The sequence below is a fragment of the Tardiphaga sp. vice304 genome (assembly GCF_007018905.1).
Taxonomy (GTDB): Bacteria; Pseudomonadota; Alphaproteobacteria; order Rhizobiales; family Xanthobacteraceae; genus Tardiphaga.
Genome location: NZ_CP041402.1, coordinates 4889888 through 4904303, shown reverse-complemented (window position 1 = coordinate 4904303; position 14416 = coordinate 4889888). Strand labels below are relative to the sequence as shown.

The following is a 14416-nucleotide window of genomic DNA, read 5'->3' as shown; positions in this document are numbered from 1 at the left end:
CCGCGGAAAGGCCGAACAGCAGGCATTTCGATGACCTATCCCGGCGAAAAATTCTATCCCGACGACGTGCGCTGGGATGCGCCGATCGCGCGTGGCACGCTGCCCGATCTGCTGTCGAAAGCGGCAGCCGATTTCGGCGACCGTCCCGCAATCGAATTCCGCGACCGATCGCTCAGTTTCAACGAACTCGACGAGAAGGCCGCAACCGCTGCCGCGGCATTCCTTCGTGCCGGCTTCGGTCGCGACACGTCGATCGGTCTGTTCCTCGGCAATACGCCGGATCACCCCGTCCACTTCTTCGGCGGGCTGAAGGCCGGCGCGCGCCTCGTGCATCTCAGCCCGCTCGACGGGGAACGCGCGCTGTCGCACAAGCTCAGTGACTCCGGCGCTCGCGTGCTGGTCACCAGCAACCTGTCCTCGCTGCTGCCGATGGCGCTCAAATTTCTCGACAACGGCCTGCTCGACCTCCTGATCGTCTGCGAGGACGATGACTGGGGCGACGTCGGCAATCCGCAGATACCGCTGCCGGATGATGCCCGCATCATGACCTTCAAGCGCTTCACCGAAGGCGCTGCGCCGCCGTCGCAATGGCCGGCGATTTCGCCGGATGATGTGGCCTTGCTGCAATATACCGGCGGCACCACGGGGCTGCCGAAGGGCGCCATGCTGAGCCACGGCAATCTCACCTCAGCGGTGTCGATCTACACCATCTGGGGCGAAGCAGCGCGTGCCGAGCGCAACACGATCGAGCGCGTGATCTGTGTGTTGCCGCTGTTCCATATCTACGCGCTGACCGTGATCCTGCTGCAGCGGATCCATGTCGGCGACACCATCTCGCTGCACCAGCGCTTCGACACCGGCCGCGTGCTCGGCGACATCGAGAAGAACCGCGCCACGGTATTTCCCGGCGTGCCGACGATGTGGATCGCGATCGCCGCCGATCCGTCGCTGGAAACGCGTGACCTGTCGTCGCTGGTATCGGCCGGATCGGGCGGCGCACCGCTGCCGGTCGAGGTCGCGCGATTGTTCGAGGCCAAGACCGGGCTCAAGCTGAAGAGCGGCTGGGGCATGACCGAGACCTGTTCGCCGGGCACCGCGCATCCCGCCGTTGGTCCCGATAAGCCGGGCTCGATCGGGCTGATGATGCCGGGCGTCGAGCTCGATATCGTCTCGCTGGACGATCCGTCGCGGGTGCTGCCGACCGGCCAGAGCGGCGAGATCCGGATCAAGGGCCCGAACGTCACCAAAGGCTACTGGAACCGGGCGCAGGAATCCGCTGACTCGTTCGTCGGCGAGCACTTTCTCACCGGCGACATCGGCTACATGGACGATGACGGCTATTTTTATATCGTCGATCGCAAGAAGGACATGATCATCTCGGGCGGCTTCAACGTCTATCCGCAGATGATCGAGCAGGCGATCTATGAGCACCCGGCGGTGCACGAGGTCATCGTGATCGGTGTGCCCGACCAGTATCGCGGCGAGGGCGCGAAAGCCTTCATCAAGCTGCGGCACGGTGCCGAACCGTTCAGCCTCGACGACCTCCGGGATTTCCTGTCCGGCAAGCTCGGCAAGCACGAATTGCCGGTCGCGGTCGATTTCGTCGACGATTTGCCGCGCACCGCCGTCGGAAAACTCTCGCGCCATGCCTTGCGCGCGCTGCATCCATCGCCAACACTCGATCAACGACAAACCGCCACCGGAGGCCGCCCATGACTGAAGCCGTAATCGTTTCCACCGCCCGCACCCCGATCGGCAAGGCCTATCGCGGCGGCCTCAACGCCACCGAAGGCGCGACCTTGCTCGGCCACGCCATCGAGCACGCCGTCAAGCGCGCCGGGCTGGATCCCCGCGAGATCGAGGACGTGGTGATGGGCGCTGCGTTGCAGCAGGGCTCGACCGGCGGCAACATCGCCCGCAAGGCGCTGCTCCGCGCTGGCCTGCCCATCAGCGTCGGCGGCACCACCATCGACCGGCAGTGCGCTTCGGGCCTGCAGGCGATCGCGCTGGCGGCACGCTCGGTGATCTTCGACGGTGTCGAGATCGCGGTCGGCGGCGGCGGCGAGTCGATCTCGCTGGTGCAGAACGACCACGCCAACAAGTTCCACACCGTCGATCCCGAACTGATGAAGATCAAGTCGGACGTCTACATGCCGATGCTCGACACCGCCGAGAACGTGGCGAAGCGCTACAACATCTCGCGCGAGCGCCAGGACGAGTACTCGCTGGAGAGCCAGCGCCGTACCGCGGCGGCTCAGCAGGGCGGCAAGTTCAACGACGAGATCGCCGCCATCACGACGAAGATGGGCGTCGCCGACAAGGCGACCGGTGAAGTCACGTTCAAGGACATCACGATCCACAAGGACGAAGGCCCGCGCCCCGAGACCACCGCCGAAGGCCTCGCCGGCCTGAAGGCCGTGCGCGGCGACGGCTACACCATCACCGCCGGCAACGCCTCGCAGCTGTCCGATGGCGCTTCCGCCACCGTGATCATGAGCGACAAGACTGCGGCTGCGAAGGGTCTCACCCCGCTCGGCATCTTCCGCGGCTTCGTCTCGGCCGGCTGCGAGCCGGACGAGATGGGCATCGGCCCGATCTACGCCGTGCCGCGGCTGTTGAAGCGTCATGGCCTCAAGGTCGAGGACATCGACCTCTGGGAGTTGAATGAAGCTTTCGCGGTGCAGGTGCTGTATTGCCGCGACAAGCTCGGCATCGATCCGGAGAAGCTCAACGTCAATGGCGGCGCGATCTCGGTCGGCCATCCCTATGGCATGTCGGGCGCCCGCCTGACCGGCCACGCGCTAATCGAAGGCCGCCGCCGCAAGGCGAAATACGCGGTCGTCACCATGTGCGTCGGCGGCGGCATGGGCTCTGCCGGCCTGTTCGAGATCATCCACTAACTGTCATTCCGGGGCGCACGCGGCGCGAGCCGCGCGCGAACCCGGAATCCCGAGATGGGACGATGAACATCTCGAGGTTCCGGGCCTCCGCCAGCCGGCTTCGCCGTCTGTCGCATCCCGGAACGACAACATTATCGTTTAATTTTCACAGGAGGATCCGATGGATCTCAACTTCAGCAAGGAAGAAGTCGCGTTTCGCGACGAAGTGCGCGCGTTTTTCAAGGATCACGTACCGCCGGCGACCCGGCAGAAAATGGCCGAGGGCCGCCATCTCGGCAAGGACGAGATGGTCGCCTGGTGGCGCATCCTCAACGACAAGGGCTGGGGCGTGACGCACTGGCCGGAGGAATATGGCGGCACCGGCTGGAGCTCGGTGCAGCACTACATCTTCAACGAAGAGCTGCAGATGGTGCCGGCCCCGGCGCCGCTCGCCTTCGGCGTCAGCATGGTCGGCCCGGTGATCTACACCTTCGGCAGCGAGGCGCAGAAGAAGCGCTTTTTGCCGCGCATCGCCTCGGTCGAGGATTTCTGGTGCCAGGGCTTCTCCGAGCCCGGCTCCGGCTCCGACCTCGCGTCCTTGAAGACCAAGGCCGAGCGCAAGGGTGACAAGTGGATCATCAACGGCCAGAAGACCTGGACCACGCTGGCGCAATACGCCGACTGGATCTTCTGTCTCTGCCGCACCGATCCCACCGCCAAGAAGCAGTCCGGCATCTCCTTCATCCTGGTCGACATGAAGACGCCGGGCATCACCGTGCGCCCGATCGTCACCATCGATGGCGGCCGCGAAGTCAACGAAGTATTCTTCGATGACGTCGAGGTGCCCTATGAGAACCTCGTCGGCGAAGAGAACAAGGGCTGGGACTACGCCAAATTCCTGCTCGGCAACGAGCGCACCGGTATCGCCCGCGTCGGCGTGTCCAAGGAGCGCATCCGTCGCATCAAGGAGCTGGCGTCGCAGGTGGAGTCGAACGGCAAGCCGGTCGCAGACGATCAGAAGTTCCGCGAGAAGCTGGCGATGATCGAGATCGAGCTGAAGGCGCTCGAACTGACGCAGCTCCGCGTCGTCGCGGATGAAGGCAAGCACGGCAAGGGCAAGCCCAACCCGGCGTCCTCGGTGCTGAAGATCAAGGGCTCGGAAATCCAGCAGGCGACGACCGAGTTGCTGATGGAAGTCATCGGCCCGTTCGCGGCCCCCTATGACGAGCATGGCGACGACGGCAGCAACGAGGCGATGGAATGGACCGCGCAGATCGCGCCGAGCTATTTCAACAACCGCAAGGTCTCGATCTACGGCGGCTCCAACGAGATCCAGCGCAACATCATCACCAAGGCCGTGCTGGGGCTGTAAGCGCACTTCTTTCACCTCTCCCCAGCGGGGAGAGGTCGGCGCGCAGCGCCGGGTGAGGGGGCGGCTGCGAGTAAAACATGGGCTCCCCCTCACCCGAAGCCTCGCTGGCGCGAGACTCCGACCTCTCCCCGCTGGGGAGAGGTGACCATCACTGCCATTGCAAAAAATCGACGCAGCGACCGGATCGCGCGAAACAGGAAACGGAAACATGGATTTTGATTTGTCGGAGGAGCAGCGGCTTCTCAAGGATAGCGTCGACGGTCTCCTGAAGACCTCGTACGACTTCGATCACCGCAAGAAGTATCGCGGCGAGAAGGGCGGCTGGAGCAAGAACGTCTGGGGCAAGCTCGCCGAGCAGGGCCTGCTCGGCCTGCCGTTCACGGAAGAAGAGGGAGGCTTCGGCGCCGGCGCCGTCGAGACCATGATCGTGATGGAATCGCTCGGCCGCGCATTGGTCGTCGAGCCCTATCTGCCCACGGTAATCATCGGCGGCGGCTTTTTGCGTCGCGGCGGATCTGCCGCGCAGAAGGAAGCCTACATCCCCGCGATCATCGACGGCTCGAAGACGCTGGCTTTTGCGCAGCTCGAGAAGAACTCGCGCTACGATCTCGGCGACGTCTCCACCTCCGCGAAGAAGAACGGCGACGGCTGGTTGATCGACGGCGAGAAGTTCGTCGTGCTGAACGGCGAGAACGCCGACACGCTGATCGTCTCGGCGCGCACCAATGGCGGCCAGCGTGACCGCAGCGGCATAGGCCTGTTCCTGGTGCCGGCGAATGCCCCCGGCGTCAGCATCAAGGGCTATCCGACGCAGGACGGCCTGCATGCCGCCGACATCACCTTTACTGCGGTGCAGGTCGGCGCAGACGCGGCGATCGGAGATCCCGCGAACGCGCTGCCGCTGATCGAGACCGTGGTGGATGACGCCCGCATCGCATTGTGCGCCGAGGCGGTCGGCGAGATGGACGAGTCGCTGAAGACCACCGTCGAATATCTCAAGACCCGTACCCAGTTCGGCGTCGCGATCGGCACGTTCCAGGTGCTGCAGCATCGTGCCGCCGACATGTTCGTCGCGGTCGAGCAGGCGCGCTCGATGGCGATGTTCGCCACCATGGCCAGCGACTTCGAGGACGCCGCGGAACGCGCCAAGGCGGTCTCGGCGGCAAAAGTGCAGATCGGCAAGTCGCTGAAATTCGTCGGCGAGCAGGCGATCCAGCTGCATGGCGGCGTCGGCATGACCATGGAGTACAAGATCGGCCACTACTTCAAGCGGCTGACCATGATCGAAAGCACCTTTGGCGATACCGACTATCATCTGCGTTGCGTGACAGACGCGGGCGGCTTGAACGGCTAGAACACCGGCCTCTCCCCGTCATTGCGAGGAGCGAAGCGACGCGGCAATCCAGAGAGCCACACGCGCAGTCTGGATTGCTTCGTCGCAACGGCTCATCGCAATGACGGGGAGAGCGAAGTGCAAACAAAAACAACAACAGGGAGCTCTCCATGAACAACCCGTTCGATCTCACCGGCAAGGTCGCCGTCATCACCGGCTCGAGCCGCGGCATCGGCCGCGCGTCGGCCGAGTTGCTGGCCAAGCTCGGCGCCAAAGTGGTGGTGTCCAGCCGTAAGCAGGACGCCTGCGAGGAAGTCGCCGAAGGTATCCGCAAGGATGGCGGCGACGCGCACGTCATCCCCTGCAACATTTCCCGCAAGGACGAGGTTGCGGCGCTGATCGCGGGGACCGTGAAGCATTACGGCCCGATCGACATCCTGGTCTGCAATGCTGCGGTCAATCCCTATTACGGCCCGCTGCTCGACATCACTGACGAAGCTTTCGACAAAATCATGGGCTCCAACGTCAAGAGCAACATCTGGCTGTGCAAGGAGGCGATCCCGGCGATGGCCGAGCGCGGCCGCGGCTCCGTCATCATCATCTCATCGATCGGCGGGTTGCGCGGCTCCACGGTGATCGGCGGTTATGGCATCTCCAAAGCCGCGGATTTCTCGCTGTGCCGCAGCCTCGCCGGCGAATGGGGCCCGAAGGGCGTCCGCGTCAATTGCATCGCGCCGGGCCTTGTGAAGACCGATTTCGCGAAGGCGTTGTGGGAAGACCCCGAAAGTCTCAAGCGCCGCACCGCCACCACGCCGTTGCGCCGGATCGGCGAGCCGCACGAGATTGCCGGCGCGGTGGCCTATCTCGGCTCGGATTCCTCGACCTTCATGACCGGCCAGACCATCGTCATCGACGGCGGCGTCACGACGGCCGGGGCATAATCTTTCTTCCCTCTCCCCGTGCGAAGCTTCGCTTCGCTAGGTGGGAGAGGGTGGCTTCGCGAAGCGAAGACGGGTGAGGGGGCCGCGCGCTCTGTCGCCAAAGCCCCCTCATCCGTCACGGCCTGCGGCCGTGCCACCTTCTCCCACAAGGGGAGAAGGAAGATGCGCGAGTTGTCAGAGAGGAGACCCCCATGCCCTTCATCCTCGCCATCGATCAAGGCACCACCTCGTCCCGCGCGATGGTCTTTCGCGAGGACCTCTCGATCGCCGCCGTCGCGCAGCAGGAGTTTCCGCAGCATTTTCCGGCGTCCGGCTGGGTCGAGCACGAGCCGGACGACATCTGGTCGTCGATGCTGCAGACCTGCCGCGAAGCGATCGCCAAAGCCGGCATCACCGCCCGCGACATTGCTGCGATCGGTATCACCAACCAGCGCGAGACCACGGTGGTATGGGACCGCTCGACCGGCCAAGCGGTGCACCGCGCCATCGTCTGGCAGGACCGCCGCACGGCGGAGATGTGCGCGCAACTCAAGGCCGATGGCCACGAGCCCGCGATCACCGGGAAGACAGGATTGATCATCGATCCGTACTTTTCCGGCACCAAGGTCGCCTGGATCCTCGATCACGTGCCCGGCGCGCGCGTTCGCGCCGAACGCGGCGAGCTCTTGTTCGGCACCGTCGACAGCTATCTGCTGTGGCGCCTCACCGCGGGCCGGGTGCATGCCACCGACGCCACTAATGCCTCGCGCACGCTGCTGTTCAACATCCATACCGGGCAGTGGGACGAAGATCTGTTGCGCCTGCTGCGGGTTCCCGCGGCGATGCTGCCGGAGGTGAAGGATTCTTCCGCCGATTTCGGCAGCACCGATCCCGAATTGTTCGGCGGCGCCATCACCGTTGCCGGCATCGCCGGCGACCAGCAGGCGGCGACCATCGGCCAGGCCTGCTTTGCGCCCGGCATGATCAAATCGACCTACGGCACCGGCTGCTTCGCGCTGCTCAACACCGGCACCACCGCGGTGGCGTCCCAGCACAAGCTGCTCACCACGGTTGCCTATCAGCTCAAGGGCGTGCGGACCTACGCGCTGGAGGGGTCGATCTTCGTCGCCGGCTCCGCGGTGCAATGGCTTCGCGACGGGCTTGGCATCATCAGGAACGCCGCCGAGACCGGTCCGCTCGCCGAGCAGTCCGACCATGCGCAGTCGGTCTATCTGGTGCCGGCCTTTGTTGGCCTCGGTGCGCCGTACTGGAACCCTGACGTGCGCGGCGCGCTGTTTGGCCTGACGCGTAACACCGGCCCCGCCGAGCTGGCGCATGCCGCGCTGGAGAGCGTGTGCTACCAGACCATCGACCTGCTGGCCGCGATGCGCGCCGACTGGCCGGAGGCCGACGCCGCCAATATCGTGCTGCGCGTCGATGGCGGCATGAGCGCGTCGGACTGGACGATGCAGCGCCTCGCCGACTTGCTGGACGCGCCGGTCGATCGCCCGACTATTAGCGAGACCACGGCGCTGGGCGCGGCCTATCTCGCCGGGCTGCATGTCGGCCTCTATCCGGAGCCGCAGAAATTCGCCGACAACTGGCGGCTTGAGCATCGTTTCCGCCCGAACATGAGCGAAGCCACTCGCACGCGAAAACTGGCGGGCTGGACGCGCGCGGTGAAAGGATTGCTGGCGAGCCAGGCGTAGCCCGGATGACAATCCGGGGCCGGCTCATCTATACGTACGACGGCTCCTGGATTGCGTCACCGCCCGCGAGCCGCGGTCGCTAACTTCATCCGGGCTACGACTGAGCCGTTGGTGATTTTCCACGCGCCAGCCACGAACACACGACAGCCGGGATGGCGCCGACGATCCCGAAGGTGAGGATCTCGCGCAGCGACAGCGGGCGGCTGGTGGCGACGACCAGAAGCGCGATGACGGCGACGTAGCCCGTCACTGCAGAGGTCAGCAGCTTCGGCCACAGTCCCATTTTGCGCTCGAGCAGCCAGTCCTCGAACCACATCACCAGCACGATCGGCAGGCCGAACACATAGGCGAACGGCAGCCCGACCAGCAGCCCGATGGCGCCGCCATAGATCTTGCCGCCGAGCACGTCGCGCACCGCAAAGACCGCGAAACCGATCAGCGGCCCCAGCAACAGGAAAACCAGAAAACGCCTCATGCCACCTCCGGACCGCTCACCCGCAAGATGCAAGCCTAGCCCGGATGGCACAAAGCGCAATCCGCCGTTGTGGATTACTTCGCGCCGATCGCCCGGCCACGGAACTGCAGATGTACCGCGCAATTGCAGCCCGGCGGATGCGTGGCCATCTCTTTGGCGATGACGTCGTTGGCCGGTTCGGGGGCGTGGACCGGCGTGGCGGTCATGGCTTCCTTGACGCGGCGGTCCTGCGCCGACTGCTCCTGCGTCGGAATGTAGTTCAGCACCGGCGCCAGCCAGCGTTCCGCTTCGGAGACGCTCCAGCCCTTGCGGGTGGCGTAATCATCGACCTGGTCGCGCTCGATCTTGCCGACGCCGAAATAATAGCTCTCCGGATGGCTGTAATACATGCCGGACACCGACGAGCCCGGCCACATCGCGTAGCTTTCGGTCAGCGTCACGCCGGCGGTCTTCTCGGCGTCGAGCAGGCGGAACAGGGTGGCCTTCTCGGTATGGTCGGGTTGCGCGGGATAGCCGGGGGCCGGGCGGATGCCCTGATATTTTTCCAGGATCAGCTCGTCGACCGGCAGGTCCTCGTCCGGCGCGTAGCCCCAAAACTCCCGGCGCACGCGCATATGCATGCACTCGGCAAAGGCTTCGGCGAGACGATCGGCCAGCGCCTGGCACAGGATCGCCGAATAGTCGTCGTTGGCGTTCTTGAAGCGGTTGGCGATGATGTCCTCGCCGATCCCCGCGGTGACGACAAAAGCGCCGATATAGTCCGGCACGCCGGAGGCCACCGGCGCGATGAAGTCGGACAAAGCGGCGTTGAAGCGGCCGTCGCGCTTCACCAGCTGTTGGCGCAGCGTGTGCAGCGTGGCGACCGGCGCGGTGCGGGTTTCGTCGGTGTACAGCACGATGTCGTCGCCGACCGCGTTGGCCGGCCAGAAGCCGATCGTCGCCTGCGCCTTGAACCATTTTTCGTCGACGATCAGCTTCAGCATCTTTTGGGCGTCGGCATAGAGCGAGGTCGCGACATCGCCGACCTTGTCGTCTTTCAGGATCGCCGGGAAGCGTCCGGCCAGTTCCCAGGTCTGGAAAAACGGCGTCCAGTCGATGTATTCGGCGAGCTCGGCCAGCGGGTAATCGCTGAACGACTTGATGCCGAGGAAGGTCGGCTTCTGCGGCGGCGCCTTGGTGAAGTCGATCACCATGCCGTTGGCGCGTGCATCCGTCAGCTTCAGACGCTTCTTGTCGGCCTGGGCGCGGAAATGCGCCGCGGAGATCTTGGCGTAATCGGCGCGGATTTCCGCGGCATAGGCGTCGCGCCTGTCTTCCGACATCAGCGACGAGGCGACGCCGACGGCGCGGCTGGCGTCGTTGACGTGGACCACCGGGCCCTTGTAGTTCGGCTCGATTTTCACCGCGGTATGCACGCGGCTGGTGGTGGCGCCGCCGATCAGCAGCGGCACCTTCAGCCCCTGGCGCTCCATCTCGCTGGCGAGAAAGCTCATCTCGTCGAGCGACGGCGTGATCAGGCCGGACAGGCCGATGATGTCGGCGTTCTCGGCCTTGGCAGTCTCGATGATCTTCGACGCCGGCACCATAACGCCGAGATCGATCACCTCGAAATTGTTACATTGCAGCACGATGCCGACGATGTTCTTGCCGATGTCATGGACGTCGCCCTTGACGGTGGCGAGCACGATCTTGCCGGCGTTCTTGCGGCCGTCGCCCTTGATGCCGGCTTTGAGATTATCCGCCTTCTCCTGTTCCATGAACGGCATCAGCCAAGCCACCGCCTGCTTCATCACGCGGGCGGATTTCACCACCTGCGGCAGGAACATCTTGCCGTCGCCGAACAGGTCGCCGACGATATTCATGCCGTCCATCAAGGGACCCTCAATGACGTGCAGCGGACGCGCCACGGTGAGGCGCGCGGCCTCGGTGTCCTCGTCGATATATTCGGTGATGCCGTGCACCAAAGCATGGCTGAGCCGCCGCTCGACCGGCCACTCGCGCCAGGCGAGATCCTTTTCCTTCACTTCCTTGCCCTGGCCGCGGAATTTTTCCGCAAGCTCGAGCAGTCGCTCGGAGGCGCCGGGGTCACGGTTGAGGATCACGTCCTCGCAGGTCTGGCGCAGTTCGGGATCGATGTCGTCATAGACGATCATCTGCCCGGCATTGACGATGCCCATGTCCATGCCGGCCTTGATGGCATGATACAGGAACACCGAATGCATCGCCTCGCGCACCGGCTCGTTACCGCGGAACGAGAATGAAAGGTTGGAGACGCCGCCGGAAATATGCGCGTGCGGCAGGTTCTGGCGGATCCAGCGCGTCGCCTCGATGAAGTCGACGCCGTAATTATTGTGCTCTTCAAGGCCGGTCGCGATCGCAAAGATGTTTGGATCGAAGATGATGTCTTCCGGCGGGAAGTCGAGGTCGTTGACCAGGATGTCGTATGCGCGTTTGCAGATCTCGGTCTTGCGCGCAAACGTATCGGCCTGGCCGACCTCGTCGAACGCCATCACGACCACCGCGGCGCCGTGGCGACGCGCGATCTTGGCCTCGTGGATGAACTTGTCGACGCCTTCCTTCATCGAGATCGAGTTCACCACCGGCTTGCCCTGAACGCATTTCAGGCCGGCTTCGATCACGTTGAATTTGGAGGAGTCGACCATCACCGGGACGCGGGCGATATCCGGCTCGGCGGCGACGAGGTTGAGGAAGGTGATCATCGCCTGCTCTGAATCGAGCAAGCCCTCGTCCATGTTGACGTCGATGATCTGCGCTCCGTTCTCGACCTGGTCGCGGGCGACCTGCAGTGCCGCGGTGTAGTCGCCGGCGGTCACCAGCTTGCGGAATTTCGCCGAGCCAGTGACGTTGGTGCGCTCGCCGACATTGACGAACGGAATTTCCGGCGTCAGCTCGAAGGCTTCGAGGCCGGACAGACGCAAGCGCGGCTCGATCTCGGGTACGATGCGCGGCTTGTGGGGTGCCACGGCCTTGGCGATCGCGGCGATATGGTCCGGCGTGGTGCCGCAGCAGCCGCCGACGATGTTGACGAGGCCGGATTTGGCGAATTCGCCGATCAGCCCGGCCATGAATTCCGGGCTCTCGTCATAGGCGCCGAATTCATTGGGCAGGCCGGCATTCGGATAGGCGCAGACCAGCGTATCGGCGACGCGGCCGATATCCGCGATATGCGCGCGCAGATCCTCGGCGCCGAGCGCGCAGTTGAAGCCGATGGTCGCCGGCTTGGCATGGCGCACGGAATTCCAGAACGCTTCCGGTAACTGGCCGGACAGCAGGCGGCCAGACTTGTCGGTGATGGTGCCGGAGATCATCACCGGCACGTCGATGCCGCGCGCCTCGCAGATTTCCGCGATGGCGTAGAGCCCGGCCTTGGCGTTCAGCGTATCGAAGATCGTTTCGAGCAATAGCAGATCGGCGCCGCCGTCCAGCAGGCCGTTGATCTGCTCGCTATAGGCGATGCGCAGGTCGTCGAAAGTGACGGCGCGGTAGCCCGGCGAGGACACGTCGGGCGAGATCGAGGCGGTGCGGTTGGTCGGACCAATGGCACCGGCGACGAAGCGCGGTTTGCCGTCTTCGGCGGAGACCTTGATGGCAGCGTTCTTCGCCAGTCGGGCGCCTTCAAAGCTCATCTCATAGGCGATGTCGGCGAGGTCGTAGTCGGCCTGCGCGATCGAGGTCGAGGAGAAGGTGTTGGTGGCGACGATGTCGGCGCCGGCGCGCAGATATTCGGCGTGAATGTCCTCGATCGCCTGCGGCTGGGTCAGGATCAGCAGATCGTTGTTGCCGCGCAGGTCGCGGTGAAAATCCTTGTAACGCTCGCCGCGAAAGGCGGCCTCGTCGAACTGCAGGCCCTGGATCATGGTGCCCATGGCACCGTCCAGCACGAGGATGCGTTCGGCAGCAGCTTTCAGCAGTTCGGTACGTTTGGCGGAAACGGGAACGGTCATGGATCAGGCTGCTTTCTGCGCGCCGTTCGGCCGGAAGCCGAGCAAATGGCTGATGGCGAAAACGAGATCGGCGCGGTTCATGGTGTAGAAATGGAAGTCGCTGACGCCCTGCTTGGCGAGCTTCTGCACCTGGCCTGCGGCCACGGTGGCGGCGACCAGCTTTCGGGTCTCGGCGTCGTTGTCGAGGCCGTCGAACTTCTCATCGAGCCAGGCCGGCACGCTGGTGCCGGCACGGGTGACGAAGGATCGCGCCTGCTTGAAATTATGCATCGGCATGATGCCGGGCAGGATCGGGATATCGATGCCGCGAGCGCGGACGCGGTCGAGGTAGCGGAAGTACAGATCGTTGTCGAAGAACACCTGGGTGATGGCGCGCGTCGCCCCGGCATCGACCTTGGCCTTCAGCACGTCGATATCGGCGTCGAAGTCCGGGCTCTCCGGGTGCTTTTCCGGATAGGCGGAGACGGTGACGTCGATGTCCGGATAGCGCCGCTTGATCGAGGCCACCAGGTCCGCCGAGGTCTGGTAGCCGTCGGGATGCGCCAGATAGGGCGTGCCGATCCCGGTGGTCGGATCGCCGCGCAGCGCCACGATGTGGCGGACGCCGACGTCGTGATACTGCGCGACCACGTCGTCAATATCGCCCTTCGAGGCGTTGACGCAGGTCAGATGCGCGGCCGGGACCAAAGCGGTCTCATTGAGAATCCGGGTGATGGTGGAATGGGTGCGCTCGCGAGTCGAGCCACCCGCGCCATAGGTCACCGACACGAATTTCGGCGACAGCGGCGCCAGTCGCGTGATGGTCTCCCACAGACTGCGTTCCATTTCCTCGGTCTTCGGCGGGAAGAACTCGAAGGAAATGTTGGGAAGCCTGGTCGGTTCGGGCGCTGCGATATCGCTCATGTCGGCTAACTCCACGCGGCCCGCGCGGGCGGTGACCGGTTGTCCTGCGAGCGAGCGGTGTCCGGGACACCCGTGCGCTGCAACGATATAGGCGGAAAGTCGGGACTACATAGCCCATTTTCCGGCAGAAAGGCGTGGGAAGTGGCCCATTTTATGAAAGCGAGGGCGGATAAATAGAAGGAAATCGCCTTGAGTGGGCAGTTAATTTCAACGGTTCAAGCTGTTTATCTCGGTATTTTGCCTGCCTAAGATCGTGGGCGGAATTGAAGTCGAGATGTAGGTAAGAGGGTTCGGCCCACGGGGTAGACGGCGCATCTGCTTCTGGTCGGCCCGCGAGTTAGCCGAGGCGGCCGTGTCGAGCATTCACCCGGATACCGCTAATGTCGGGACCGACGCCGCCGCGACGTCCTTGGTGCTCGATCCCGACGAAAGGTGAAACCGATGCTTTACGCGATACTGGCCTATCATGTGGAAGACGTCGTCGCGTCCTGGACGCCGGAAGAAGATGCCGCGGTGATGGGCGGCCTGCATGGGGTGCACGACCGGCTGACGGCCGAGGGCCGCCTTGGCCCCGCCGCGCGATTGGGCGCAACCAAGGACGCCTTCACCCTGCGTGGCCCCGGGGCCGGGATAGTGATCGACGGCCCGTTCGCCGAGACCAAGGAGCAGTTGCTGGGCTTCTACGTCGCCGAATGCACGTCGCGTGAAGACGCGATCGCCGCCGCGCGCGACCTGCGCCGCGTCAATCCGACCGCGGTTTACGAGATCCGCCCGATCATCCTGTTCCTGCCCGGCGCGGCGCTGGATGCGACCCACGCGCTGGCGGATCACGCCGCGGGGTAAGCTTCCTGACGAGCGCA

The 14416-nt window shown here is 64.4% G+C and carries 10 protein-coding genes; 7 read left to right on the top strand and 3 right to left on the bottom strand.

Going from position 1 to position 14416, the window contains the following annotated elements; translation table 11 throughout:
- Positions 1–30: 30 nt before the first annotated feature.
- The 6 genes from pimA (at position 31) to glpK (ending at position 8213) form a co-directional block, all read left to right on the top strand.
- On the top strand, positions 31–1716 hold the full coding sequence (gene pimA / locus FNL56_RS23450; protein ID WP_143578319.1) for a dicarboxylate--CoA ligase PimA: 1686 nt from the start codon (positions 31–33) through the stop codon (positions 1714–1716).
- Complete coding sequence (locus FNL56_RS23445; protein WP_143575244.1) at positions 1713–2900, top strand: acetyl-CoA C-acyltransferase; 1188 nt, start codon at positions 1713–1715, stop codon at positions 2898–2900. The genes pimA and FNL56_RS23445 overlap by 4 nt, the downstream gene beginning before the upstream one ends.
- 160 nt (positions 2901–3060) lie before the next feature.
- Entirely contained in the window at positions 3061–4251 is a 1191-nt protein-coding gene (gene pimC / locus FNL56_RS23440) for a pimeloyl-CoA dehydrogenase large subunit (RefSeq protein ID WP_143575243.1), read from the top strand.
- A 208-nt stretch (positions 4252–4459) separates the two neighbouring features.
- Positions 4460–5605, top strand: a complete 1146-nt coding sequence (gene pimD / locus FNL56_RS23435; protein ID WP_143575242.1) for a pimeloyl-CoA dehydrogenase small subunit — start codon at positions 4460–4462, stop codon at positions 5603–5605.
- A 149-nt stretch (positions 5606–5754) separates the two neighbouring features.
- The gene (locus FNL56_RS23425; RefSeq protein ID WP_143575240.1) at positions 5755–6525 is read left to right on the top strand and encodes an SDR family NAD(P)-dependent oxidoreductase; all 771 of its coding nucleotides are present in this window, start codon (positions 5755–5757) and stop codon (positions 6523–6525) included.
- A gap of 191 nt (positions 6526–6716) precedes the next feature.
- Positions 6717–8213, top strand: a complete 1497-nt coding sequence (gene glpK, locus FNL56_RS23420; RefSeq protein ID WP_143575239.1) for a glycerol kinase GlpK — start codon at positions 6717–6719, stop codon at positions 8211–8213.
- Between the two features lie 94 nt (positions 8214–8307).
- Here the strand turns inward: glpK and FNL56_RS23415 are convergent, their stop codons facing one another.
- From FNL56_RS23415 to metF, 3 genes are all read right to left on the bottom strand, one after another.
- Positions 8308–8688, bottom strand: a complete 381-nt coding sequence (locus FNL56_RS23415) for a hypothetical protein (protein WP_143575238.1) — start codon at positions 8686–8688, stop codon at positions 8308–8310.
- Positions 8689–8762: 74 nt separating this feature from the next.
- Positions 8763–12653 carry a methionine synthase gene (gene metH, locus FNL56_RS23410; protein WP_143575237.1) on the bottom strand — a complete coding sequence of 1297 codons (3891 nt, stop codon included), beginning with the start codon at positions 12651–12653 and terminating at the stop codon, positions 8763–8765.
- A gap of 3 nt (positions 12654–12656) precedes the next feature.
- On the bottom strand, positions 12657–13556 hold the full coding sequence (gene metF / locus FNL56_RS23405) for a methylenetetrahydrofolate reductase [NAD(P)H] (protein WP_143575236.1): 900 nt from the start codon (positions 13554–13556) through the stop codon (positions 12657–12659).
- Between the two features lie 441 nt (positions 13557–13997).
- Between metF and FNL56_RS23400 the strand changes: the two genes are divergently transcribed.
- Entirely contained in the window at positions 13998–14399 is a 402-nt protein-coding gene (locus tag FNL56_RS23400; protein ID WP_143582405.1) for a YciI family protein, read from the top strand.
- Positions 14400–14416 lie beyond the last annotated feature (17 nt).

Excerpts from the sequence above, each read along its gene's own strand:
- pimA (WP_143578319.1), top strand. The coding sequence starts at position 31 with ATGACCTATCCCGGCGAAAAATTCTATCCCGACGACGTGCGCTGGGAT.
- FNL56_RS23445 (WP_143575244.1), top strand. The coding sequence starts at position 1,713 with ATGACTGAAGCCGTAATCGTTTCCACCGCCCGCACCCCGATCGGCAAG.
- pimC (WP_143575243.1), top strand. The coding sequence starts at position 3,061 with ATGGATCTCAACTTCAGCAAGGAAGAAGTCGCGTTTCGCGACGAAGTG.
- pimD (WP_143575242.1), top strand. The coding sequence starts at position 4,460 with ATGGATTTTGATTTGTCGGAGGAGCAGCGGCTTCTCAAGGATAGCGTC.
- FNL56_RS23425 (WP_143575240.1), top strand. The coding sequence starts at position 5,755 with ATGAACAACCCGTTCGATCTCACCGGCAAGGTCGCCGTCATCACCGGC.
- glpK (WP_143575239.1), top strand. The coding sequence starts at position 6,717 with ATGCCCTTCATCCTCGCCATCGATCAAGGCACCACCTCGTCCCGCGCG.
- FNL56_RS23415 (WP_143575238.1), bottom strand. The coding sequence starts at position 8,688 with ATGAGGCGTTTTCTGGTTTTCCTGTTGCTGGGGCCGCTGATCGGTTTC.
- metH (WP_143575237.1), bottom strand. The coding sequence starts at position 12,653 with ATGACCGTTCCCGTTTCCGCCAAACGTACCGAACTGCTGAAAGCTGCT.
- metF (WP_143575236.1), bottom strand. The coding sequence starts at position 13,556 with ATGAGCGATATCGCAGCGCCCGAACCGACCAGGCTTCCCAACATTTCC.
- FNL56_RS23400 (WP_143582405.1), top strand. The coding sequence starts at position 13,998 with ATGCTTTACGCGATACTGGCCTATCATGTGGAAGACGTCGTCGCGTCC.